The sequence below is a fragment of the Castellaniella sp. genome (genome assembly GCF_004321985.1).
GTDB lineage: Bacteria > Pseudomonadota > Gammaproteobacteria > Burkholderiales > Burkholderiaceae_B > Castellaniella.
Genome location: NZ_SCQN01000014.1, coordinates 102,283 through 125,290, shown reverse-complemented (window position 1 = coordinate 125,290; position 23,008 = coordinate 102,283). Strand labels below are relative to the sequence as shown.

The window sequence follows — 23,008 nt, the reverse complement described above, 5'->3', positions numbered from 1 at the left end:
GTGTATCCTAGATCTTCACGAGGATGGAACCCCAGGTGAAGCCGCCCCCCACACCCTGCAGCAGCACCGTCTGGCCGGGACGGATACGGCCGTCGCGCCAGGCAACGTCCAGCGCCAGCGGCACGCTGGCAGCCGAAGTGTTGGCATGGCGATCCAGCGTGACGATCAGCTTTTCCTCGGGTAGGGCAAGCTTGCGGCTGATGAAATTCAGAATGCGGATATTGGCCTGATGCGGCACCATCCAGTCGATGGACGAGACCGGTATGCCGGCGTCGGCGCAGACTTCCCGCGCCGACCGGGTCAGGGAATTGACAGCCAGCTTGAACACCGCCTGGCCGTCCATGCGCAGAAACGGATCGCCAGTCACCTGGCCGCCGACCACGTTGCCGGCCGCACACAGAATGTGATGCTGGGTGCCGTCCGCATTCAGGCGAACGGCCAGAATGCCGGGTTCATCGGAAGCGCTGAGCACCACCGCACCGGCACCATCGCCGAACAGGACACAGGTACGGCGATCATTCCAGTCCAGGATCCCCGAGAAGACCTCGGCGCCGATCACCAGCGCGTGGTGCGCGCGGCCGGCCCGGATGAACGCATCGGCCGTGGCCAATGCATAGACGAAACCACTGCACACGGCCTGTACGTCAAAAGCCGCCGCGCCTCCCACGCCCAGATTCGCCTGGACCAGGCAGGCCGTGCTGGGAAAGATGAAATCCGGAGTGGACGTCGCGACGATGATCAGGTCGATGGCCTCGGCCGTCACACCGGCGCTCTCCAGCGCCGCCCGCGCAGCCCGGGTCGCCAGGTCACTGGTCTTGGTGCCTGGTTCGGCGATGTGGCGCTGGCGAATGCCGGTACGCTCCACGATCCAGGCATCCGACGTCTCGACACCACGCGTCGCCAGATCCGCAGCCAGGTCATCATTGCTGACGATGCGTTGGGGCAAGAAGCCGCCCGTTCCTGTGATCCTGGCGTATGGCATATCGTTTCCGGAAAAAATTGACTAGGCGGACAGGTCCGGCGATCCAGGCCCCGCAGCCGGAACATGCGCACGCAGCGCGTCCAGCCGCTGCCCGATGCCGGCCAGCAGATCGTTGACGACGGCTTCACGGGTGCGCCGCAGCGCCTGGCCAAAAGCATAGGCATCCGCCGAACCGTGGCTTTTGAACACCACGCCGCGCAGCCCCAGCAAAGCCGCACCATTGTAGCGACGATTGTCCACGCGCGAGCGGAAGCGCTGAAGGACCGGGGTGGCCACCAGGCCGGCGGCCATGGTCAGCGGGTTGCGGTGAAATTCCTGGCGCATCATCAGGCCGATCATTCGCGCCAGGCCCTCGATGGACTTCAGGACCACGTTGCCCACGAAGCCGTCGCAGACCACCACATCGACCGTGCCCTTGAAGATATCGTCGCCCTCGACGTTGCCGTGGAAATTCAGCCCACTGGCCCGCAGCAGTTCGGCGGCCTGCTTGACGACGTCATTGCCCTTGATGTGCTCTTCGCCGATATTGAGCAGGCCCACTACCGGCTGCGCCTTGCCATCGACGGTGGAGACCAGTGCCGCGCCCATCAGGCCGAACTGCAGCAGGTGTTCTGCCGAACAGTCTACGTTGGCGCCCAGATCCAGCACGGTGGTCGACCCACCCCGCTGGTTGGGCAAAGCGGTAGCGATCGCCGGACGGTCAATGCCTTCCAGCGTCCTGAGCACATAGCGGGAAATGGCCATCCAGGCGCCCGTGTTGCCGGCTGACAACGCGGCATCGGCGCGACCATCCTTCACGGCCTGGGCCGCCACCCGCATGGAAGAGTCCTTTTTGCGGCGCAGCGCGACCTCGACCGAATCGTGCATCGTGACGACTTCGGAAGCATGCAGGATCTCGAACTGGCCCGCCGGCGCCGCATTCTGCTGCAGCGCCTGACGAATCAAGGACTCATCGCCCACCAGCAGGCAACGGGTATCAGGATGATTACGGGCGAACGCGATCGTTGCCGGCACGGTGACCGGCAAGCCATGATCACCGCCCATGCAATCCACGGCGACGGTGATGTTGTGATTGGACATCGATGCGGTTGAGCGCAGCGATCAGTCGTCGTTCTTCGTCTTCAGGACCTTGCGACCACGGTACACGCCGTTGGGGCTGATGTGATGGCGCAAATGCAGCTCACCGGTCGTCGGCTCGATGGCCGTGGCCGGCGCGGCCAGAAAATCGTGCGAACGATGCATGCCACGCTTGGACGCGCTCTTTTTGTTCTGCTGAACAGCCATGATGACTCCTGTGATCGGGGCGGCCCATTTTAAGGTAAGCAAGTGCCCACGTGTTGAATGAAATACTCAGCGCTTCCTGAGCTGCGCCAACGCCGCAAATGGCGATGGCCGATTGGTGTCGGCCAAGTCCTGTGCGGCCTCGGCCCCCGGGCACACGTCGTGCACGGGCGCGTACGGCAACACCAGAATCAGTTCGTCTTCGATGAGCGCCTGCACATCCAGACGCGGGTCCGCGACCAGATACTCCGTCTCGGGTCCGTGTCCCTCGGATTCCAGGGCATCCATCGCCTCCAGCTGCGCCGTATCATCGACCAGAGCCAGCGTGTTGTCCACACAAAGCTCCAGATCAAATGGCGCAAGGCACCGCTGACAGATTACCCGTACCGAGCCGCGAGCCTGCACATCCAGCCAGGCGCGCGCCGCATCCGACCGCTCCGCATCGGTGCGCCCGGCAAGCCGCCACTCGAAAACGCCCGGCTGCACTGCCGGCAGATCCTGGCACAAACGCGTGCAGGAAATCGCTGGCAGCTGCCCATCCATCACCTGGGCCGACCGCGCAAAATGAAGCGTATCGATGACCATGATTGACGGCTGCAACTTTTGGCACTCAAGAAAGCTCTAGATGATACTAGATCCCGGCGATACAGGTCAATTTCAGCCGTATGACCCGGCGCAGGGCGGAATCCACCCCGCAGTACACTGGCGCGACCTTCCAACCCGGCCCGCAGCATGCGACTCATCCTGGCTTCCAGCTCACCCTACCGACGCGAACTGTTGCAGCGCCTGGCACTGCCGTTCGAAGCCATTGCCCCGGATCTGGACGAGAGCCCCCTTCCGGGCGAATCCCCAACCGCGCTGGCGCTTCGCCTGGCGCAGCAAAAGGCCGAGCACGTCCTGGCGCGGCATCCGGATGCTCTGGTGATTGGCTCCGACCAGGTTGCGGACTTTCAGGGCACTGCCGTCGGCAAGCCGCACGGATTCGAGGCGGCGCGGGCACAGTTACGGCGCTTCAGCGGCCAGACGGTCCTGTTTCATACTGTGCTGTGTGTCGCGCATGGCGAGCGCCGGCTGGTGGAGGAGGTCTCTACCGAGTGCCGGTTCCTGCCGCTCACCGATGCGCAGATCCACCATTACCTGCAAGCAGAGCAACCCTACGACGTGGCGGGCAGCGCGAAGATCGAACGGATGGGCGTGGCGCTGATGGAGTCCGTGCGCAGCGACGACCCCACCGCACTCATCGGACTGCCGCTCATCGCCCTATGTCGGCTGTTGCGACAATGTGGCATCGATCCGCTGCAGCCCCGCCCCCAACCCTGAGACGCCTGCCATGACCACACTGCATCTGATTCCGGTAGGACTGGGCCAGGAAGACCACACACGCTGGCTCCCGGCCGCAGCGCGCGAAGCCGCCGTCGTATTGCGTTACTTCATCGCCGAAAACGCCAAGACGGCCCGCCTTTTCCTGAAGCAGGTGGCGACGCCCATTCCGCTGCAGGAAATCTCGATTCAAGCGCTCAGGCCCGATACGCCCGCTACGGACATCCGCGACTGGCTGAAAGCCGTGCCACCAGACCAGGATCTGGGTCTGGTATCAGAGGCGGGCTGCCCGGCCGTGGCCGACCCGGGCGCCCAAGTCGTCGCACAGGCCCACCAGATGGGTATCCGCGTAGTGCCATGGGTAGGTCCATCATCGATCATGCTGGGCCTCATGGCCAGCGGCCTGCAGGGGCAGCGCTTCGCCTTCCATGGCTACGCCCCCGTGAAAGCCCACGAACGCGACACCCAGCTTCGCGCCTGGGAATCGGTCTCGCACAAGCAGCAGCAGACGCAGATCCTGATCGAGACCCCCTACCGCAACGCGGCCCTCTTCGAGGCGCTGCTGCAGACCCTGCGCGACACCACGCGCCTGTGCATCGCCTGCTCGCTGACCTGCGACGACGAATGGATCGCCACCCACACGATCGCGCAATGGCGCAAGGCCCAGATGCCCGATTTCGACAAGAAGCCGACACTGTTCCTGTACTTGGCCGGCTAGCCTCAAAGAATGACCGCGCCTCGAACGCGATCAGTCAGGCTCCCCGGTTGCGAATCGCTCTCCTATAGGGAGAACGAAGGTCGTTACACATGCGCACGCACCCACCCCTGCATGGCGGGCACCGTGCGCACCAGTGCCGAAGGTCGGGCCGATTCCAGTTCCGCCAGCGAATGTGCTCCGTAGGCTACCGCCAGGCTGTCCACACGCGCCGCGTGCGCCATCTGGACGTCATGGGAGGTATCGCCCACCATGAGCACATCGTCCGGTGCCAGTCCCCACTCGGCCAGAAGCTGGTCCAGCATGTCAGGATCGGGCTTGCCGCGGGCATCATCCGCGCAGCGTGTGGCATCGAAGACCGTCTGCAAGTCCAGTCGGGTAATGGCGGCATCCAGACCCCGGCGGCTCTTGCCGGTCGCAACCCCCAAAACGATCCCCCGGCCATGCAGGTCACGCAGCAGCTCCGCCTGCCCCCCGAACAGCACCATTTCGTGCTGCAATTGCTGGAAATGCGCCTTGTAGCGATCGATGAAGGCATCGACATTGCCGGCGGACAAATCGGGGACCAGCCGATACAGCGCAGCCTGCAGCGACAGGCCGATCACCCAGCCGGCCTCCTGGGCCGTCGGCTCGCGCAGCCCCAGGTCACGGCACGCTGCGACCAGCGCACCCACGATGTGATGGGTGGAGTCCATCAGTGTGCCGTCCCAGTCGAAGACCACTGCGCGATAGCACCTGGAGTCGGTGCCGGCCGCTGATGATTCGGGTGACAGCCGCATCGACGACCCCGAGAAAGGCTGTCCCGGTATCCGCTGTCCCGGCATCTCAGCCGTCCCGTTCCAGACGCTGCAGCAGCGCCTCGCAATCCGGCGGAAGCGGCGCCTCCAGCCGCAGCGGTTCGCCCGTCACCGGGTGCGGAATCTCCAGGTGACCGGCATGCAGGAACATGCGCCGAAACCCCTGGGCAAACAGGGCGGCTCGGACCTCGTCGCGGCCGTACTTCTCGTCACCGGCGATGGGGTGGCCCTGCGCCGCCAAATGCACGCGGATCTGGTGAGTGCGGCCAGTGCGAAGCTCGGCCTCCACCAGCGACCACGCTCCGCCATACCGGTGCTGCAGCGTGATGATCGTATGCGCCGGCTTGCCCAGCGCATCCACGCGCACTCGCCGCTCGCCCGACGGGGTCAGGTACTTGAGCAGCGGCAACCGGATATGCTGGCGGTCATTGACCCAGTCCCCCACCACCAGCGCCAGATAGCGCTTGCGCCCCTGGTGTTCGCGCATCATGTCGTGCAGCGCCACCAGCGCCCTGCGGCTACGGGCCACCATCAGCACCCCGGAGGTTTCCCGGTCCAGGCGATGGGCGAGTTCCAGCAGGCGTTCTTCGGGCCGCGCGGCGCGCAATTGCTCAATCACCCCGAAAGACACCCCGCTGCCGCCGTGTACGGCCACACCGGCAGGTTTGTCCACCACCAGCAGGTGGGCATCTTCATAAATGACCGGGAAGGTTGCCGGCGGCGCGGGAGGGCGGGCGCCGGGGTCCGGCAGGCGAAGCGGCGGAATGCGGACGCGATCGCCCGCCTGGAGTCGGGTCTCGGCGTGGCAGCGGCCCTTGTTCACCCGGACCTGGCCATCGCGAATGGCCTTGTACACATGGCTTTTGGGCACCCCCTTGCATTCGCGCAGCAAAAAATTGTCCAGGCGCTGGCCGGCCTGTTCGTCACCCACCGACAACAGGCGGACGGCCGGCGCAGCTCGCGGAGAAACAACTATTTTGCGCATGGGGGAAAGCGTCATATAATCGCAACAGCCTGTAGAGGCTTGGAACCAACCGACGTAGAGACGCCCAATGCGCATCTCCGTCAGACAGCAGGGATCACATTGTACTGCCCAGGTTTCAGGCCTTCGGGTCCCCGGTCGCCGGCCTGTCCTGGTTTTGCGTATGAGCCTTACTGCCAATACGGAAACCGACAGTGCGCCGCGTGCGACGTTGCAGATTTCTGCTCGCTCTTCCGCACCGGGCGCGATCCACTGGAACGCGCCCGTAGTTCCCAGCAAATTTTCGTCAATCACCATCGTGCCCTTGACCTCCCTGCTGCCAGAACCCCGCGCCAATCGGCGCGCCGTGCCTCGTACCCGGAGGGTCGGCGCGGCGTAACTGGCCAGCACCGTCCATCTCCCGCAGACTGCAGCGCTGTACACCGGGCGACCCGTGGTCGCGCGTCGAACCCGACGCGCCCTGACAACGGAGAAACCCACTCATGAAACGCATGCTGTTCAATGCGACGCACCAAGAAGAACTACGCGTCGCGATCGTCGATGGGCAAAAACTCATCGACCTGGACATCGAAACCGCCGGGCGCGAGCAGCGCAAGGGCAACATCTACAAAGGCGTCATCACCCGCATCGAACCCGGTCTGGAGGCCTGCTTCGTCAACTACGGCGAAGAACGCCACGGCTTCCTGCCCTTCAAGGAAGTCGCCCGCACCTATTTCAAGGAAGGCGTGGACGTACGCTCGGCGCGCATCCAGGACGCACTGGCCGAAGGCCAGGAGCTGATCATCCAGGTCGAAAAGGAAGAACGAGGCAACAAGGGCGCAGCGCTGACCACGTTCATCTCGCTGGCCGGATGCTATCTGGTCCTGATGCCGAACAACCCGCGTGGCGGCGGAGTCTCGCGCCGGGTCGAAGGCGACGACCGCCAGGAACTGCGCGACACCATGGATCAGCTCGAAGTGCCCTCGGGCATGAGCATGATCGCCCGCACGGCCGGTATTGGCCGAGGCGTGGAAGAACTGCAATGGGACCTGAACTACCTGCTGCAGCTCTGGACCGCCATCGACGGCGCAGCCCGCGAGAACAAGGCGCCGATCCTGATCTACCTGGAATCCAGTCTGGTCATTCGCGCGATCCGCGATTACTTCTCGCCTGAAATCGGCGAGATCCTGGTCGACACCGACGACATCCACGACCAGGCCACGGCCTTCATGAGCGTGGTGATGCCAGACAACGTCAGTCGCGTGAAGCGCTATCAGGACGACGTACCGCTGTTCTCGCGTTTCCAGATCGAACACCAGATCGAGACGGCCTACTCCCGCACGGTCACGCTACCCTCGGGCGGCTCCATCGTGATCGACCATACCGAAGCCCTGGTCGCCGTGGACGTGAACTCGGCCCGCTCCACACGTGGGGCCGACATCGAGGAAACAGCGCTGCGCACCAACGTCGAAGCAGCTGACGAAGTCGCCCGCCAATTGCGCCTGCGCGACCTGGGCGGCCTGATCGTGATCGACTTCATCGACATGGAGGAGACCAAGAACCAACGCACCGTCGAAACGCGCCTGCGGGACGCCCTGCACTTCGATCGTGCCCGCGTGCAGATGGGCAAGATTTCCCGCTTCGGGCTGATGGAACTGTCACGCCAGCGCCTGCGCCCCGCCCTGAGCGAAGGCTCGCACGTCACTTGTCCGCGCTGCACCGGCACAGGGGTGATCCGCGACGCGGAATCCAGCGCCCTGCATGTCCTGCGCCTGCTGCAAGAAGAGGCCATGAAGGAAGGCACGGCGGCACTGCATGCACAAGTACCTGTGGACGTGGCCACATTCCTGCTCAACGAAAAGCGACGCGACATCAGCCAGATCGAATCACGCCTGAAGGTCAATCTGGTGCTGATTCCCAACAAGAATCTGGAAACGCCGCACCATCACATCGAGCGTCTGCGTCACGACGATCCTCGGCTTGACGAAACGAAGACCAGCTTCGAACTCGTCGAGGAACCCGAAGAGAAGCTCATTTGGCAGCCCAACCGTGCACAAGAGGCCAAGCCGCGCCCCGAAGCACTGGTCAAGGGCATCCAGCCGGCACAGCCGGCCCCGCATCACGTCGAGCGGGCACCCGCGCCAACCGAATCCACGCCGACCGTGGCCGCGCCTGCGGCGCAGCCCGCTTCGGGTGGCTTGATCAAGCGGCTCTTCGGCTGGCTGGCGGGTCCCAGCGAACCGGCGGCACCGGCCGTCGAAGCGCCGGCCGCACCGGCCAAGACAGAGAGCACCCCGGAACGCCGCCGGAGCACGAACGGACGCGGCCGCCGCAGCGACCGCCGTCCGGAACCCCGGGGCGAGCGTAGCGCACGCCCCGAGCGCGGCGATCGGACGGAACGCACCGAGCGTACCGAGCGCGCTGACCGACCTGCCGAGAACCGTCACCATCGCGACCGGGCAGCCGAACGCGACACGGGTGACCAAGCCACTCAGGCCCCGGCCGCCGAGGCCCGCCCGGAAGCTTCCGGCACGGAAACCGGCGAATCCCGGCGCGGTCGCAACCGCCGCGGGCGCGGCCGTCACCGTCAGGACGAAGGCACGCTGCACGACGATAATGTCCTGAATACAGGTGCCGCTACGGTCGCTACGATCGCTTCGGCCACCGATGATGCGGAATCGACTGTAGCCGCGTCGGCAGACACCAAGCCGGCACGAGTCGAGGCTGACCGCGCGGTCGAGACGGAACCGGCCGCAGCCGTGGCCGGCCCCGACGTGGACACAGAGACGGACAGCAACCTGGAAACTCCCGATCCAGAACGCAAGCGTCGTCGCCGCCGCGGTCGCCGCGGCCGCCGCACCGGCGAGGCAGGAGACACGTTCAGCGAGTCGACCGCCGACGAGTCGGTCGCCGCCAACGACAGTGAAGAAGTTCCGCTGACCACGCATGAGACGCCGCACTTCGAAGCCGAAGCGCTCGCTCACACACCCAATGCCTGGGTGGCGGTCGGGGGGGCCGACGAACCTGAAGAGCCGGCGCCAGCACCTGTCGCCGAACGGTCGGCAGAACCAGTCGAAACGCCAAGCGCCGAACCGGTTGCCGAGCCAGCACCCGAACCGGTGAGGGTCTCGCCGGCCGAGCAAGCCCCGCACGTTGCGGCAGCAGCAAGCGCAGCGGCGCCTCTGCACAGCGCGCACCCCATCATCCTGCCGCCTGTAGAGCAGGTGATGGAAGATACGGGCATGCAGATGGTGGAAACTCGGCCGATCGACAGTGCAGCAGAAGCGCCCGCGGCACCCGCCAAACCGCTGGGCCGCCCCCGCAAGCCGAGCACAGTCGCGAAGACCGAGCCCATGCAGCAGGTGGAAACCCACTAGGCGGACCCTGCTGGCGAGGCACAAGACGTCTCGCCAGCGGCTGAAACCCGGGCCAGAATGCCTGGGGGTCATCACAGACCCCCAGGCATTCTGTTTTCCGACAACCGCGAACGACGGCACTTTCATCGCCGCCGCCAAAGGCCTAAAGTGGACGAGTTCACGCGGGCTACCGGAAATCGCTCCTGGCCCGATACCATCCACCATGAGGAACCTATCGTGAAACTCCTGCGTTTTGGCCCCAAGGGGGCAGAGAAGCCGGGCGCACTGGACGCCCAAGGACATCTGCGCGACCTGTCCGGAATCGTCCCGGACTGGACTCCGGACTGGCTGTCGCCCGAACGGCTGCAGGCCATCAAGGCCATCGATCTCACCAAACTGCCCAAGGTCGGTGGTACGCCGCGCCTGGGAACTCCGGTCGCCGGTTCGCGCCAATTCGTGGCGATCGGCCTCAACTACCGCAAGCACGCCGAGGAGTCCGGGCTGGCCATCCCGAAGGAACCGGTGGTTTTCAATAAGGCAATCCCGTGCTTGAGCGGCCCGAACGACGACATCGTGCTGCCGGCCCGATCCAAGGAAACCGACTGGGAAATCGAACTGGCCTTCGTGATGGGTGCCACGGCACGCAAGGTGTCCGAGAAAGACGCCCTGGGCCTGATCGCCGGTTACTGCCTTTGCAACGACGTTTCGGAACGCGAGTGGCAGATCAAGCGCGGCGGTCAGTGGACCAAGGGCAAGAGCTTCGACACGTTCGGCCCCATCGGACCCTGGCTGGTGACGACCGACGAGATCCCCAACCCGCAAACCCTGAAGATGGAACTGAAGGTCAATGGCCAGATCCGCCAGCGCAGCACCACGGCCGACATGATCTTCCCGGTGGCCCATCTGGTGTCGTACCTGAGCCGCTTCATGACGCTGCTGCCTGGCGACGTGGTGACTACGGGTACCCCATCCGGCGTGGGCCTGGGCATGAAGCCACAACAATTCCTGAAAAAAGGCGACACCGTGACACTGGTCATGGACAAGCTGGGAACACAGACGCAAAAAGTGGTGTAGCCCGAAGACCAGCCTGCATTCGTCCCGGCCCGAGCCCCAGCCTGGTGCCGCGCGACTGCGGGCCATCACTCGCGGCAGGAGACAGACATGCCCACATCCTCCAACTCCCCGTCGCGCCGGCCGGGCGTACTGGCGGCGCATTCGGTCCACGAATTTGCCTTCAGCGTGCCTGAGCTCGCCCCAGCGCGACAGTTCTACGAATCTTTCGGGCTGGACGTCCGCGATGAAGCCGGCGCCCTGGCCCTCTACACCTTCGGCAATCCCCATCGCTGGGGCCGCGTCCTGCCTGGCGCTGCCAAGCGATTGCTTTGGATCAGCTGGGGCATCTTTGCCGACGACCTGGAAGCCTTCGAGGCCCGGATCGAGGCGCTCCACGTGCCGCGTATCACGCGCCCGGCACTGGCTGGGACCGAGGGCGATTTCTGGATTGCTGGCCCGGACGGGCTGGCTCACCAGATCGTGGTGGCCGAAAAAACCTCACCGAACCACAAGGCGTCACGCACCTTCCCGCCCGAGACTGACACGCGAGGCCGTTCCCCGCACCGCAACCAGATCAGGACAGTACAGCCCAGGCGGTTGTCGCATATCCTCCTGTTTTCACCGGACGTGGATCGCGGGCTGGCGTTCTATGAAGACGTGCTGGGACTGCGGCTGTCGGACCGCTCGGAATCGATCATCGCCTTCATCCACACGCCCCATGGCAGCGACCACCATCTGATCGCAATCGCGAAGTCAGCGGGCTACGGGCTGCACCACAGCAGCTGGGACGTCGCTTCCATCGACGATGTAGGGTTGGGCGCTCAGCAAATGGCCTATGCCGGCCACACCCGCGGTTGGGGAGTCGGCCGGCATGTATTGGGGTCGAACTATTTCCGCTATGTACGCGACCCCTGGGGCGGCTATGCGGAATACTCCTTCGACATCGACTATGTACCCGCCGACGTGGACTGGCCGGCCGGCGACTACCCGCCAGAAGACTCGCTGTACGCCTGGGGACCGCCGGTACCGGACGATTTCATCGTCAACTACGAGCTGTAACCCCAGCCGGGGCCCAGGCGCGCCTACGCGACCTGCGCGACGACCTCGATGGGCTGGCGCGTGAACAACGCCAGCAGATGCGCGACTTCGGCGCGCAGTTCGCGCCTGTCCACCACGCGATCGATCGCGCCCTTGGACAGCAGCAATTCCGCACGCTGGAAGCCTTCGGGAAGTTTCTCCCGAACCGTCTGCTCGATCACGCGCGGCCCGGCGAAACCGATCAGCGCGTTGGGTTCGGCAATCACCACGTCGCCCATGAAGGCAAACGAGGCGGACACGCCGCCCATGGTCGGGTCCGTCAGGATGCTGATGTAGGGCAGCCCCGCATCGGCGAGCTGGTGCAGCATGGCCGTGGTCTTGGCCATCTGCATCAACGAAAACAGCGATTCCTGCATGCGCGCGCCGCCCGTGGCAGTGACGCTGACGAAGGCCATGCGCTTGTCGATGGCGTGCTGCACTCCCCGGGCATAGCGTTCGCCCACCACAGACCCCATGGAGCCGCCCATGAAGGCAAACTCGAAGCAGGCCAGGACGGCCGGAACCGACAGCACTGTGCCGCTCACCACGATGAGCGCCTCAGTCTCACCCGTCTGCTTGACCGCCGCGGAGACTCTTTCGGGGTATCGGCGCGAATCCTTGAATTTCAGGGGGTCCATGGGGCGGATCTGAGCACCGATCTCCTCGCGGCCTTCGGCATCCAGCAGGGAATCGATGCGGGCACGCGCGCCCAGACGCATATGGTGCCCGCACTTTGGGCACACATTCAGCGTGGCCTGCAGGTCTTCCTTGTAGAGTACCGCTTCGCAGGCTGGACATTTCACCCACAGCCCTTCGGGGACCCGTTTGGACGAGGCCCCGGAGTCGCTGCGATGGATGCGCGGCGGGAGGATCTTTTCAAACCAACTCATGACTGACCCTCTCGAACATGTTCGATCGCCTGACGCACCCCGCCCAGCCATTGGGCGGCGGCCTGGACGGCCGCCTGCGGGCCGCCTTCCGCGGACGCTTCCTGGATGACCTGGATCAGCTTGCTGCCGATCACGACAGCATCGGCATGACGCGCCACGCGGGCGGCGCTCTGGGCATCGCGGATGCCGAAGCCCACCCCGATGGGTATTCGGATGTGACGGCGGATCACATCCAGGTGATGTGCCACGTCATCCGTGTCCAGATTCCCGGACCCGGTGACACCCTTCAGCGACACATAGTAGACGTAGCCGCGCGCCAGGCGGGCCACGTCCAGCATGCGCGCCTCGGTGGATGTGGGCGCGAGCAGATAGATGGGATCCAGGCCCGCCGAGCTCAACTGCGAAGCGAAGGCTGCGGATTCCTCGGGGGTGTAATCCACCACCAGCACACCATCCACACCGGCCTCGGCGGCACGCGCGATGAAGGCCTCCCGCCCCAGGCATTCGATGGGATTGGCATACCCCATGAGCACCACGGGTGTCCTGGCATCCTGCTGCCGGAATTGCGCGACGATATCCAGGACGCCAGACAGGCTGGTGCCTGCAGCAATGGCGCGCTCGCCAGCCTGCTGGATGACGGGGCCATCGGCCATGGGATCGGAAAACGGCACGCCCAGTTCGATCACATCCGCACCGGCCTCGACGAGCGCATGCATGAGCACCGGCGTGGGCCCGCCCAGCGGGTCTCCCGCCGTGATGTACGGAATCAGCGCCGCCCGTCCGGACAAACCGGCAAAACAAGTCGCCAGACGAACATTTTCAGTAGTCATGGCGTCTCCTAGAGCGTGATGCCGCTGTATTCGGCGACTGTGTGCATGTCCTTGTCGCCGCGCCCTGACAGGTTCACCAGGATGATCTGGTCGCGGGGGAGCGTGGGCGCGAGCTTCACGGCATGGGCAATGGCATGCGCCGATTCCAGCGCCGGCATGATGCCCTCGATGTGGCAGCAATCGTGGAACGCCGCCAGGGCCTCTTGGTCGGTGATGCCCACATACTGGGCGCGACCCGAGTCCTTCAGCCAAGCGTGCTCCGGCCCCACCCCTGGGTAATCCAGGCCAGCCGAGATGGAATGCGTTTCGGTAATCTGGCCATTGGCATCCTGCAACAGGTAGGTGCGATTGCCGTGCAATACGCCCACCACGCCGCGATTCAGGGACGCGGCGTGGTGCCCCGAATCCAGGCCCTCGCCGGCCGCTTCCACGCCAATCAGCCGCACGGATTCGTCTTCAATATAGGGATAGAAAATCCCGATGGCGTTGGAGCCACCGCCCACTGCGGCGACCACGTAGTCGGGTTGGCGGCCCGCGTCACGCGGCATCTGCTCGCGGCACTCCTGGCCGATGACGGTCTGGAAGTCGCGCACCATCTGCGGATAGGGATGAGGACCGGCCACCGTTCCGATGATGTAGAACGTGTTCTCGACATTCGTGACCCAGTCGCGCATAGCCTCGTTCAAGGCGTCCTTCAGCGTGCGTGAGCCCGATTCGACCGGCACCACGCGCGCGCCCAGCAGCTTCATCCGGTAGACGTTGGACGCCTGCCGGCGGACGTCTTCACTGCCCATGTAGACCACGCATTCCAGACCATAGCGCGCTGCCACCGTGGCGCTGGCCACGCCGTGCTGGCCGGCGCCGGTCTCGGCGATGATGCGCGGCTTGCCCATGCGCCGCGCGAGCAGGGCTTGGCCAATGCAATTGTTGATCTTGTGCGCCCCGGTATGGTTCAGGTCTTCACGCTTGAACCAGATCTGGGCCCCGCCCAGCTGCTCCGACCAGCGCCGGGCATGGTAGACCGGACTGGGGCGCCCGACGAAGTGTTCGAGTTCATACGCGAATTCGCGCTTGAACTCGGGATCGTCGCGATAATGAGCGTAGGCATCACGCAGCGCATCCAGCGCATGCACGAGCGTTTCGGCGACGAACGAACCGCCAAACTTTCCGAAATGCCCCTGGGCATCCGGCAAATGATAGGGTTTCAAATCTAGACTCGCTCCATACAGAACAGCAGGCGGCGCAATCTGCGCGCCACAAGCGCCAGCCAAACCAGCATTTTAGCAGCCGCCCCGGTGTGAAGCTCACACCGCCCGAGGCGGCCACCGCCCGGCTTTTCAGTGCCGCGTGGCACGCACCCCGGACAGCTCATTGGCCGCATCCAGAGCCAGGCGGATCTGTGACCCGTCACGCACCTCGATCGTGAACACCATATGCGCCAGCGACTGGCGGCTGTAGGTGGTCACGCGCACCACACGCAACCGCAGCCTGGCGAAGACCTCTGACAGATCACGCAACAATGCAGGCCTATCCTGGGCGTGAATCGTGATGTCCACCGGATAGGTCGAATCCCCGGTCTCGCCCCAGGCAACCTCGATACAGCGCTCCGGATGGCGCCTGGACAACGCCTGCCAGGACGGGCAGTCCCGCCGATGGATGGACACTCCCCGCCCGCGTGTGACGAAGCCCTCGATGGGATCGGGCGGCGCCGGCCGGCAGCAGCGCGCCAGCTGCGTGAGCAACGAATCCACGCCCACCACCAGTACCCCGCTCTTGCCGGTATGCGCGACGCTGTCCACATCCGGGTGATAGACCCTGGCCTCGCCAGCGGGTTCGGGACCCGCCGGTTCCGGCTGCCGGAAGGCATGCTCAATCTGCCGCAGGCTGAATTCTTCCTTGGCAGCCGCTACATACAGGTCGTCCGCGCGCGCAAACCCGAGCTCCTGCGCCAGATGCTCCTGATTGACAGCCGTGCGCCCGAGCCGCTGCAGTTCCTTCTCCACCAGCGCCTGGCCCTGGGCAATGCGCTGCTGCAGCTCCACGGCATTGAACCAGGCCCGCACCTTGGAACGCGCACGCGGGCTGGCCAGATAGCCGAGCTCGGGATTGAGCCAGTCGCGGGAAGGTCCGCCCGACTTGGCGGCAACGATCTCCACCGTCTGCCCCGTCTTCAGCGGCGTGGACAGCGGCACCATCTGGCCGTCGACCTTTGCCCCGCGGCAACGGTGTCCCAGGTCGGTATGCAACAGGTAGGCAAAATCAATGGGCGTGGAGCCCTCGGGCAATTCCAGCACGCGCGCCTGCGGCGTCATCACATAGATGCGCCCGCCACCCGCAGGCGCCGCTGCCGGCGCTGGCCCGCCCTCTTCCTTCCAGGCGAGCAGCTGGCGCATCCAGGCAATCTTCTGATCGTAATCGCCTGACGCGGACACCTGACCGCCGCGTGCGCCGGCTTCCTTGTAGCGCCAGTGGGCAGCCATGCCGAACTCGGCATACTGGTGCATGTCGCGTGTACGGATCTGAATCTCGAAGGCCCGCCCCTGACCATCCGCCACCACAGTGTGCAGGGACCGGTAGCCGTTGGGCTTGGGGCGCGCAATGTAATCGTCGAATTCCTCAGGTACCGGCGCCCACATCGCATGCACCAGCGCCAGCACGGCGTAGCAAGTGCGCTCATCGGCCACGATCACGCGCAACGCCCGCAGGTCGAACAACTGGTGGAATTCCAGATGCTTGAGGCGCATCTTGTTCCAGATGCTGTAGATATGCTTGGGGCGGCCGCTGATCTCGGCCTGGATGTGGGCGTCGGCCAGCGCCGCCCGCAGGCGCTCGACGATATCGTCAATGAAGGCTTCGCGCTCTGCGCGCTTTTCCTCGAGCTGGCGGGCGATCGCCTTGTAGGTCTCGGGCTGCAGGAAGCGGAAGCTGAGGTCTTCCATTTCCCACTTGAGTTGCCAGATCCCCAGCCGATTGGCCAGCGGGGTGTAGAGCGTCGTGGTTTCCTGGGCAAACGCCTCCGGGCAGGGTGTGTGGCTGGCCGCATACCAGCGCAGCGACTGCAGGCGCGACGCCAGGCGCATGAGCACGATGCGCAGGTCGGCAGCCATGGCCAGCAACATCTTGCGCTGCATTTCCTTCTGGTCGGCACCCGACGTGCTGCCCACCTGTCCGGCCACGGTCCCCAGGCGCAGCAGCGCGCGCACGCCCTGGACCAGCGTCGTGATTTCGGGGCCGAAGGCCTTGTGCAACGGATCCGCGCGGGTGACCTCGCCGACGGGAACCGGCTGGATGGCCAGCAGGGCCGCCGCACGCGTGATCGCATCGGTTCCCAGTTCCTGCAGGATCAGCACCAGGCCGGCGCCATGCGCCGCCAGGGGCTCTCCGGTGCTGGCCTGCGCGCCGCGCAACGGTTCCCGCACCCATTCCACCGCTTGGCCCAGCAGCGCCACCCCTGGCGCATCCAGCCCCTGGCTGGCCGCCTGGAACCACTGCGGCCCCAGGGGATCGGCGGCATCAGAGACTAGGCTTGGATTCATGGTACGGCATATTCGACGAAAGACCGGTTCAGATCTCTATACTACTTGAGGATACCCTGCGGAATCCGCCGGACGCACCACCGCACCGCATGCATCCGCGGACTCAGGGCGCCCGCCGCCTTGCAAACCCGCGTCCGGACATCGGGGACTGCCGGCCACCCGGAACAAATTCGGTAAAATCCTCCGTGGCTCTGTCCGGGTCTGTTTCAAGCCGGAGTACCTCATGACCCACGTCGTTACCGAAAACTGTATCAAATGCAAGTACACCGACTGTGTCGACGTCTGTCCGGTGGACTGTTTTCGCGAGGGTCCGAACTTCCTGGTGATCGACCCCGAGGAATGCATAGACTGCGCGGTCTGCGTCCCCGAATGTCCGGCCAACGCAATCTTTGCCGAGGAGGATGTGCCCGAGGACCAAGTGGATTTCATCCCCTTGAATGCGGAACTTGCCCCGACCTTCAAGCCCATCAACCGTTCCATCGATGCCCTGGACGGGGCGGATGACTGGAACGGCATCGCCGCCAAGCTCAAATACCTGGAAAAGCCCTGAGAGCCCGTATTACAGCCGACTGACGCCACGCTGACAAAAATCAGCCATTTGTGCCCTAAACCCCACAAAAGACCTCAGGAATTCCCCTGTCGGGGAAGTTCCTGTAGCGCCTCGTAATATTCCCCGGTACCTTAAGTTCGCATAACCCTAACCCCGACGTCATGAATTTCGCCGGGGCGGATCGACCGGAACGCACCTATCCATGCTGTACGACCTGCACGAACTCCAACGCGCCTTTCTGGCGCCCCTGGCCGCCTTCACCAGCACTGGCTCCCAGCTGTTTTCCAACCCCTATAGCCCATTGGCCTATACGCCGATGTCACGACAGTTCGCCGCCGCCTACGAACTCGCGAACCGGCTGGGGAAGGATTACGAAAAGCCGTCCTGGAACCTGCACAGCACCACGATAGGCGGTCGCGATGTACAGGTGTTCGAAGACACGGCGCTGGCACAGCCCTTCTGCCGGCTGGTGCACTTCCGCCGCGACACCCAGCGCCACGACCCCGTGGTGCTGGTCGTGGCACCGCTCTCGGGTCATCACGCAACACTATTGCGCGACACGGTGCGCACACTGTTGCCGGATCACGACGTGTATGTGACCGACTGGGTAGACGCCCGCATGGTGCCCGCTGAGGACGGTACATTCGGGCTGGACGACTACGTCCACTACATCCAGACCTTCCTGCGTCATTTGGGGCCCGACACCCACGTCATGTCGGTCTGCCAGCCCACCGTCCCGGTGCTGGCCGCGATCTCGCTGCTCGCCAGCGCGGACGACGCCTGTCAGCCGCGATCCATGGTCATGATGGGCGGGCCCATCGATGCGCGCAAATCGCCCACCCAGGTCAACCGCCTGGCCACCACCAAGCCCTATTCGTGGTTCGAGGACACCCTGATCCACCGGGTGCCTACCCGTTATCCGGGAGCCGGCCGGCTGGTCTACCCGGGCTTCCTGCAACACGCGGGATTCGTCGCCATGAATCCGGACCGGCACCTGAAGTCACACTATGACTTCTATCTTGACCTGCTGCGCGGCGACGAAAGCGATGCCGATGCGCACCGCCGCTTCTACGACGAATACAACGCGGTGCTGGACATGCCGGCCCGCTTCTACCTGGACACCATCCGCATCATATTCCAGGAATTCAGCCTGCCACGCGGCCTCTGGACCGTGGACGACATCCTGGTGGAACCCGCTGCCATCCGCAAGACCGCGCTCCTGACCATCGAAGGCGAACTGGACGACATCTCCGGCCAGGGCCAGACCCACGCTGCCCATGCCCTGTGCGCCAATCTGTCGCCATCGATGCGCGAAATCTACACGGCAAAACACTGCGGCCACTACGGGATCTTCGCCGGTAGCCGCTGGCGTCAGCAGATCTGTCCTAAAATTTCTGCTTTCATCCGCGCTCACGCCTGATTTTTCGTGCCTTCCCTCGTCGATGCGATTGATGCGCTATTGCCGCAGACGCAATGCACCCAATGCGGCTACGATGGCTGCCGACCCTACGCACAGGCCATCGCCGATGGCCGTGCCGACATCAACCGCTGCCCGCCGGGAGGCCCGCAGACGATCGCAAAGCTGGCGCGGTTGCTGAACCGACCCGAACTTCCGCTGGATCCCGAATGCGGTTCGTACCGGCCTTTCCGGGTCGCCCTGATTGACGAAGAACATTGCATCGGCTGCACGCTATGCATCCAGGCCTGCCCGGTGGACGCCATCCTGGGAGCCAATCAATGCATGCACACCATCATTGAGGCTGATTGCACCGGCTGTGAACTCTGCGTCGCACCCTGTCCCGTAGATTGCATCACCATGGTGCCAACCGAACGCGAATGGACCCGCGAGGCCGCCGACCTGGCCCGGGCCCACTACCACAACCGCAACGACCGGCTACACGCACGGCACGCCGAATCCGCCAGCCCGGCGGCCCGCACGCTGGCGAACAAGCCGACGCTGGCCGCTCCGGCAGACCCCAGCGCCAAGCAAGACCGCATCGCCCAGGCCCTGGCGCGCGCACGGGCCCGCCGACCATGAAGCGCGGCGCGATCGAAGAGTGCTTCCGGCGATTCCAGGCCGCGAACGCCGACCCCCGCACGGAGCTGGAATATGGAAGCACCTTTCAGCTCCTGATCGCCGTGATGCTCTCGGCCCAGGCCACAGACCGCTCGGTGAATCTCGCCACCCGCCAATTCTTCCCCAGGCATGGCACACCACAAGGTATCCTGGCTCTGGGTGAAGCAGGACTGACGGACTTCATCCGCACCATCGGCCTCTACAAGACCAAGGCGCGCAATGTCATCCGCACCTGTGAGCTGCTGTTGGAGCGCCACGATGGCGAGGTCCCCGACCGCCGCGAGGATCTGGAAGCTCTACCGGGCGTGGGCCGTAAAACGGCCAACGTCGTCCTTAACACGGCCTTCCATCAGCCGACCATGGCCGTAGACACACATATTTTCCGCGTGGCCAACCGGACCGGCATCGCACCCGGCAAGAATGTGCTGGAAGTCGAGCGGGCGCTGCTACGACGGGTCCCCAAGGCCTATCTCCTCAACGCCCACCACTGGCTCATCCTGCACGGTCGCTACGTCTGTGTTGCGCGCAAGCCCAAGTGCCCGCAATGCCCCATCAACGACCTTTGTGAATATCCGCACAAGACAAGGCCTGACGGCTGAAAATCCCATTCGAAAGGATCTTTTGCTGCAAAGCAGCAACAACCCGGACGCAGAAAAAAATCCTGTAAAACCCCTATGGAGATTGCACACACCTGGTTTCATACTGTGCCCACTTGCCAACAGGCGCCGCACTGCGGCATGGACACGTACGTAACATGGTCACCGAGCAATCTGTCATTCTGGAAACACGCCAACTCACCAAGACCTTCCTGGGCTTCGTGGCGGTCGACTCCGTGGACCTGAAGGTCCAACGCGGCCACATCCACGCGCTGATCGGCCCCAACGGCGCCGGCAAGACCACATGCTTCAACCTGTTGACCAAATTCCTGACCCCCTCGGCCGGCCAGATCTTCTTCGACGGCCAGGAGATCACCGGCGACAAACCTGCCGAGATCGCCCGCCGAGGCATCATCCGATCGTTCCAGATCTCTGCCGTGTTTCCGCAGCTCTCGGTGCGCGACAACGTCCGGATCGCACTGCAGCGCGGCACCGGTTCGTCGTTTCATTTCTGGCGCAGCGAATCCGCCCTCGATCACCTCAATCCCCGGGCCATGGAATTGCTGGACGAAGTCGGTCTGGCCGAATTTGCCGACGAAACCACTGTCAATCTGCCCTACGGGCGCAAGCGCGCGCTGGAAATCGCCACCACGCTGGCCATGGAACCCAGCCTGATGCTGCTCGATGAACCCACCCAGGGCATGGGCCACGAAGACGTGGACCGCGTCACGCAACTGATCAAGCAGGTCGGCGCGGGGCGCACGATCCTGATGGTCGAACACAACATGAAAGTCGTCTCCTCGATCGCCGACCGGATCACCGTGCTGGCGCGTGGCGCCGTCTTGGCCGAAGGCGATTACGATACCGTCTCCCATAACCCCGACGTCATGGAAGCCTACATGGGGACCACCCAGGGCGAACTGGAAGGAGCCCAAGCATGAGCGCTGCTCTCGAAATCTCCGACCTGCACGCCTGGTACGGCGAATCGCACGTCCTGCACGGCGTGAACATGAGCGTGGACCAGGGCCAGGTCGTGACCTTGCTGGGCCGCAATGGCGCCGGGCGCACCACCACGCTGCGCGCCCTTCTGGGGCTGACCGGCAAACGCACGGGTTCGATCCGCATCCAGGGCACAGAATCCATTCATCTGCCCACCTACCGCATTGCCCACCTGGGCATCGGCTACTGTCCCGAGGAACGCGGCATCTTCGCTTCGCTGTCCTGCGAGGAAAACCTGCTGTTGCCACCCACCGTGGGCGACACGCTGGGCGGGGGCATGTCGCTGACCGAAATCTACGACATGTTCCCCAACCTGCTCGAACGCCGTCATTCGCCGGGTACGCGCCTGTCGGGCGGCGAACAGCAGATGCTGGCCGTAGCCCGCATCCTGCGCACGGGCGCCAACCTGCTGCTGCTCGACGAAATCTCCGAGGGCCTGGCCCCGGTCATCGTCCAGGCACTGGCGCGCATGATCCGCACCCTCAAGACCAAAGGCTATACCATCGTCATGGTCGAGCAGAACTTCCGTTTCGCTGCCCCCCTGGCCGACCACTTCTACGTCATGGAGCACGGCCAGATCATCGAAGAATTCCCCGCCAGCCAACTGCAGGAAAAGCAATCCACGCTCGATAGCCTGCTTGGTGTCTGACTTCTGACGCCCGGTTTTCTTCCTTCCAGCCGGATATCCCGGCAACCACAGGAGACTTTCTATGAAACTACGCACCCTATCCGCCGCACTGGCGGCCACGGGCCTTACGCTAGGGATGGGCCTATCGGCTCATGCGGCTGGGATTTCCGATAATGTGATCCGCATCGGATTCATCGCCGACATGTCCGGCGTGTACGCAGACATCGACGGCAACGCGGGTGCAGATGCGATCCGCATGGCCATTGCCGACATGGGGGGCGAAATCAACGGCAAAAAGATCGAACTCCTGACCGCAGACCACCAGAACAAGGCCGACATCGCGTCCTCCAAGGCGCGCGAATGGTTCGACCAGCAGCATCTCGACATGTTGATCGGCGGCACCAACTCAGCCACCGCACTGGCCATGGCCACCGTCGCGGCCGAAAAGAAAAAGCCCTTCATGGCCGTGGGCCCGGGCTCGTCGGCGCTCACGAATGCCAAGTGCACTCCCTACACCGTGCACTACGCCTACAACACGGTCGCGCTGGCGCGCGGCACGGGCTCGGCAGTCGTTCGCGAAGGCGGCAAGACCTGGTTCTTCCTGACCGCAGACTACGCTTTCGGTCATTCGCTGGAACAGGACACCGCTGCAGTGGTCAAGAAACAAGGCGGCAAGGTGCTGGGTGAAGTCCGCGCGCCGCTGGCGACGACCGATTTCTCGTCCTTCCTGCTGCAGGCACAAAGCTCCGGCGCCCAGGTTCTGGGACTGGCCAACGCGGGTGGCGATTTCATCAATTCCGCCAAGGCCGCCAAAGAATTCGGCATCACCAAGACCATGAAGCTCGCCGGGCTGCTGGTGTTCATCAACGACATCCATTCGCTGGGTCTGGCGAACACTGCCGGACTGTTCCTGACCACCCCCTGGTACTGGAACCAGAACGACGCCTCGCGCGCCTGGTCCAAACGGTTCTTCGACCAACATAAACGCGCTCCATCGTTCCTGCAGGCGGGTGACTACTCCGTGGCCCACACCTACCTGGAAGCCGTCAAAGCGACCGGTACCGATGATGGCGACACCATCATGGCGTATCTGAAGTCGCACAAAATCAACGACATGTTCGTGAAGAACGGCCACGTTCGCAAGGACGGCCTGATGATGCACGACATGTACCTGGCCCAAGTCAAGACCCCGGCGGAGTCCAAGGCGCTCTGGGACTACTACAACATCGTGCGCACGCTGCCGGCCGAGTCCGTCTACGGACCCGAGTCTGAATCCACCTGCTCGCTGCTCAAGCACTAAGCGCGACGCCTGACTGGAACAGCCCTGCCCCGCAGGGCTGTTCCAAACCGTCGATTCCCT

The 23,008-nt window shown here is 64.2% G+C and carries 22 protein-coding genes; 12 read left to right on the top strand and 10 right to left on the bottom strand.

The genetic code is table 11. The features are described 5' to 3' along the window. Window positions 1-7: 7 nt before the first annotated feature. The 4 genes from EPN31_RS04020 to EPN31_RS04005 form a co-directional block, all read right to left on the bottom strand. Window positions 8-982, bottom strand: coding sequence for a beta-ketoacyl-ACP synthase III (locus EPN31_RS04020; protein ID WP_291769862.1), 975 nt, complete (start codon window positions 980-982; stop codon window positions 8-10). 21 nt (window positions 983-1,003) lie between these two features. Beyond that, the gene (plsX, locus tag EPN31_RS04015) at window positions 1,004-2,062 is read right to left on the bottom strand and encodes a phosphate acyltransferase PlsX (protein ID WP_291769858.1); all 1,059 of its coding nucleotides are present in this window, start codon (window positions 2,060-2,062) and stop codon (window positions 1,004-1,006) included. A 21-nt stretch (window positions 2,063-2,083) separates the two neighbouring features. Continuing rightward, window positions 2,084-2,266 carry a 50S ribosomal protein L32 gene (rpmF, locus tag EPN31_RS04010; protein ID WP_291769855.1) on the bottom strand — a complete coding sequence of 61 codons (183 nt, stop codon included), beginning with the start codon at window positions 2,264-2,266 and terminating at the stop codon, window positions 2,084-2,086. A 66-nt stretch (window positions 2,267-2,332) separates the two neighbouring features. Further along, on the bottom strand, window positions 2,333-2,848 hold the full coding sequence (locus EPN31_RS04005; protein ID WP_291769852.1) for a DUF177 domain-containing protein: 516 nt from the start codon (window positions 2,846-2,848) through the stop codon (window positions 2,333-2,335). 147 nt (window positions 2,849-2,995) lie between these two features. Between EPN31_RS04005 and EPN31_RS04000 the strand changes: the two genes are divergently transcribed. Further along, window positions 2,996-3,583 carry a Maf family nucleotide pyrophosphatase gene (locus EPN31_RS04000; protein ID WP_291769849.1) on the top strand — a complete coding sequence of 196 codons (588 nt, stop codon included), beginning with the start codon at window positions 2,996-2,998 and terminating at the stop codon, window positions 3,581-3,583. Between the two features lie 10 nt (window positions 3,584-3,593). Then, on the top strand, window positions 3,594-4,301 hold the full coding sequence (locus EPN31_RS03995) for an SAM-dependent methyltransferase (RefSeq protein WP_291769846.1): 708 nt from the start codon (window positions 3,594-3,596) through the stop codon (window positions 4,299-4,301). Between the two features lie 83 nt (window positions 4,302-4,384). On the opposite strand, the gene EPN31_RS03990 is transcribed toward EPN31_RS03995, so the two are convergent. Then, window positions 4,385-5,077 carry an HAD family hydrolase gene (locus tag EPN31_RS03990; protein ID WP_291769844.1) on the bottom strand — a complete coding sequence of 231 codons (693 nt, stop codon included), beginning with the start codon at window positions 5,075-5,077 and terminating at the stop codon, window positions 4,385-4,387. A 46-nt stretch (window positions 5,078-5,123) separates the two neighbouring features. After that, window positions 5,124-6,080 (bottom strand): RluA family pseudouridine synthase, encoded by a 957-nt coding sequence (locus EPN31_RS03985; RefSeq protein ID WP_291769842.1) that lies wholly within the window; start codon window positions 6,078-6,080, stop codon window positions 5,124-5,126. A gap of 479 nt (window positions 6,081-6,559) precedes the next feature. Here EPN31_RS03985 and EPN31_RS03980 point away from each other — a divergent pair, with 479 nt between their 5' ends. The 3 genes from EPN31_RS03980 to EPN31_RS03970 all read left to right on the top strand — a co-directional run bounded on the left by EPN31_RS03980 (window position 6,560) and on the right by EPN31_RS03970 (window position 11,524). Next, on the top strand, window positions 6,560-9,433 hold the full coding sequence (locus EPN31_RS03980; RefSeq protein WP_291769838.1) for an Rne/Rng family ribonuclease: 2,874 nt from the start codon (window positions 6,560-6,562) through the stop codon (window positions 9,431-9,433). A gap of 216 nt (window positions 9,434-9,649) precedes the next feature. Further along, window positions 9,650-10,486, top strand: coding sequence for a fumarylacetoacetate hydrolase family protein (locus tag EPN31_RS03975; protein WP_291769835.1), 837 nt, complete (start codon window positions 9,650-9,652; stop codon window positions 10,484-10,486). Window positions 10,487-10,573: 87 nt separating this feature from the next. After that, entirely contained in the window at window positions 10,574-11,524 is a 951-nt protein-coding gene (locus EPN31_RS03970) for a VOC family protein (RefSeq protein WP_291769831.1), read from the top strand. A gap of 23 nt (window positions 11,525-11,547) precedes the next feature. Here EPN31_RS03970 and accD read toward each other — a convergent pair whose 3' ends face one another. The 4 genes from accD to EPN31_RS03950 all read right to left on the bottom strand — a co-directional run bounded on the left by accD (window position 11,548) and on the right by EPN31_RS03950 (window position 16,798). Next, window positions 11,548-12,432 carry an acetyl-CoA carboxylase, carboxyltransferase subunit beta gene (accD, locus tag EPN31_RS03965; RefSeq protein WP_291769828.1) on the bottom strand — a complete coding sequence of 295 codons (885 nt, stop codon included), beginning with the start codon at window positions 12,430-12,432 and terminating at the stop codon, window positions 11,548-11,550. Then, window positions 12,429-13,262, bottom strand: coding sequence for a tryptophan synthase subunit alpha (trpA, locus tag EPN31_RS03960; protein WP_291769824.1), 834 nt, complete (start codon window positions 13,260-13,262; stop codon window positions 12,429-12,431). The genes accD and trpA overlap by 4 nt, the downstream gene beginning before the upstream one ends. 8 nt (window positions 13,263-13,270) lie before the next feature. Further along, the gene (gene trpB, locus EPN31_RS03955) at window positions 13,271-14,470 is read right to left on the bottom strand and encodes a tryptophan synthase subunit beta (protein ID WP_291769821.1); all 1,200 of its coding nucleotides are present in this window, start codon (window positions 14,468-14,470) and stop codon (window positions 13,271-13,273) included. 129 nt (window positions 14,471-14,599) lie between these two features. Continuing rightward, window positions 14,600-16,798 (bottom strand): bifunctional (p)ppGpp synthetase/guanosine-3',5'-bis(diphosphate) 3'-pyrophosphohydrolase, encoded by a 2,199-nt coding sequence (locus EPN31_RS03950; protein ID WP_291769818.1) that lies wholly within the window; start codon window positions 16,796-16,798, stop codon window positions 14,600-14,602. 223 nt (window positions 16,799-17,021) lie between these two features. Between EPN31_RS03950 and fdxA the strand changes: the two genes are divergently transcribed. From fdxA to EPN31_RS03915, 7 genes are all read left to right on the top strand, one after another. Continuing rightward, window positions 17,022-17,348 carry a ferredoxin FdxA gene (gene fdxA / locus EPN31_RS03945; RefSeq protein WP_291769816.1) on the top strand — a complete coding sequence of 109 codons (327 nt, stop codon included), beginning with the start codon at window positions 17,022-17,024 and terminating at the stop codon, window positions 17,346-17,348. 202 nt (window positions 17,349-17,550) lie between these two features. Then, window positions 17,551-18,768, top strand: a complete 1,218-nt coding sequence (locus EPN31_RS03940) for a polyhydroxyalkanoate depolymerase (RefSeq protein ID WP_291769813.1) — start codon at window positions 17,551-17,553, stop codon at window positions 18,766-18,768. Between the two features lie 6 nt (window positions 18,769-18,774). Beyond that, on the top strand, window positions 18,775-19,386 hold the full coding sequence (rsxB, locus tag EPN31_RS03935; protein WP_291769810.1) for an electron transport complex subunit RsxB: 612 nt from the start codon (window positions 18,775-18,777) through the stop codon (window positions 19,384-19,386). Further along, on the top strand, window positions 19,383-20,024 hold the full coding sequence (nth, locus tag EPN31_RS03930) for an endonuclease III (RefSeq protein ID WP_291769807.1): 642 nt from the start codon (window positions 19,383-19,385) through the stop codon (window positions 20,022-20,024). The genes rsxB and nth overlap by 4 nt, the downstream gene beginning before the upstream one ends. 155 nt (window positions 20,025-20,179) lie before the next feature. After that, the gene (locus EPN31_RS03925; RefSeq protein WP_291769804.1) at window positions 20,180-20,962 is read left to right on the top strand and encodes an ABC transporter ATP-binding protein; all 783 of its coding nucleotides are present in this window, start codon (window positions 20,180-20,182) and stop codon (window positions 20,960-20,962) included. Continuing rightward, window positions 20,959-21,669, top strand: coding sequence for an ABC transporter ATP-binding protein (locus tag EPN31_RS03920; protein WP_291769801.1), 711 nt, complete (start codon window positions 20,959-20,961; stop codon window positions 21,667-21,669). The genes EPN31_RS03925 and EPN31_RS03920 overlap by 4 nt, the downstream gene beginning before the upstream one ends. A gap of 61 nt (window positions 21,670-21,730) precedes the next feature. Continuing rightward, window positions 21,731-22,948, top strand: a complete 1,218-nt coding sequence (locus EPN31_RS03915; protein WP_291769798.1) for an ABC transporter substrate-binding protein — start codon at window positions 21,731-21,733, stop codon at window positions 22,946-22,948. The last annotated feature ends 60 nt before the right edge of the window (window positions 22,949-23,008 follow it).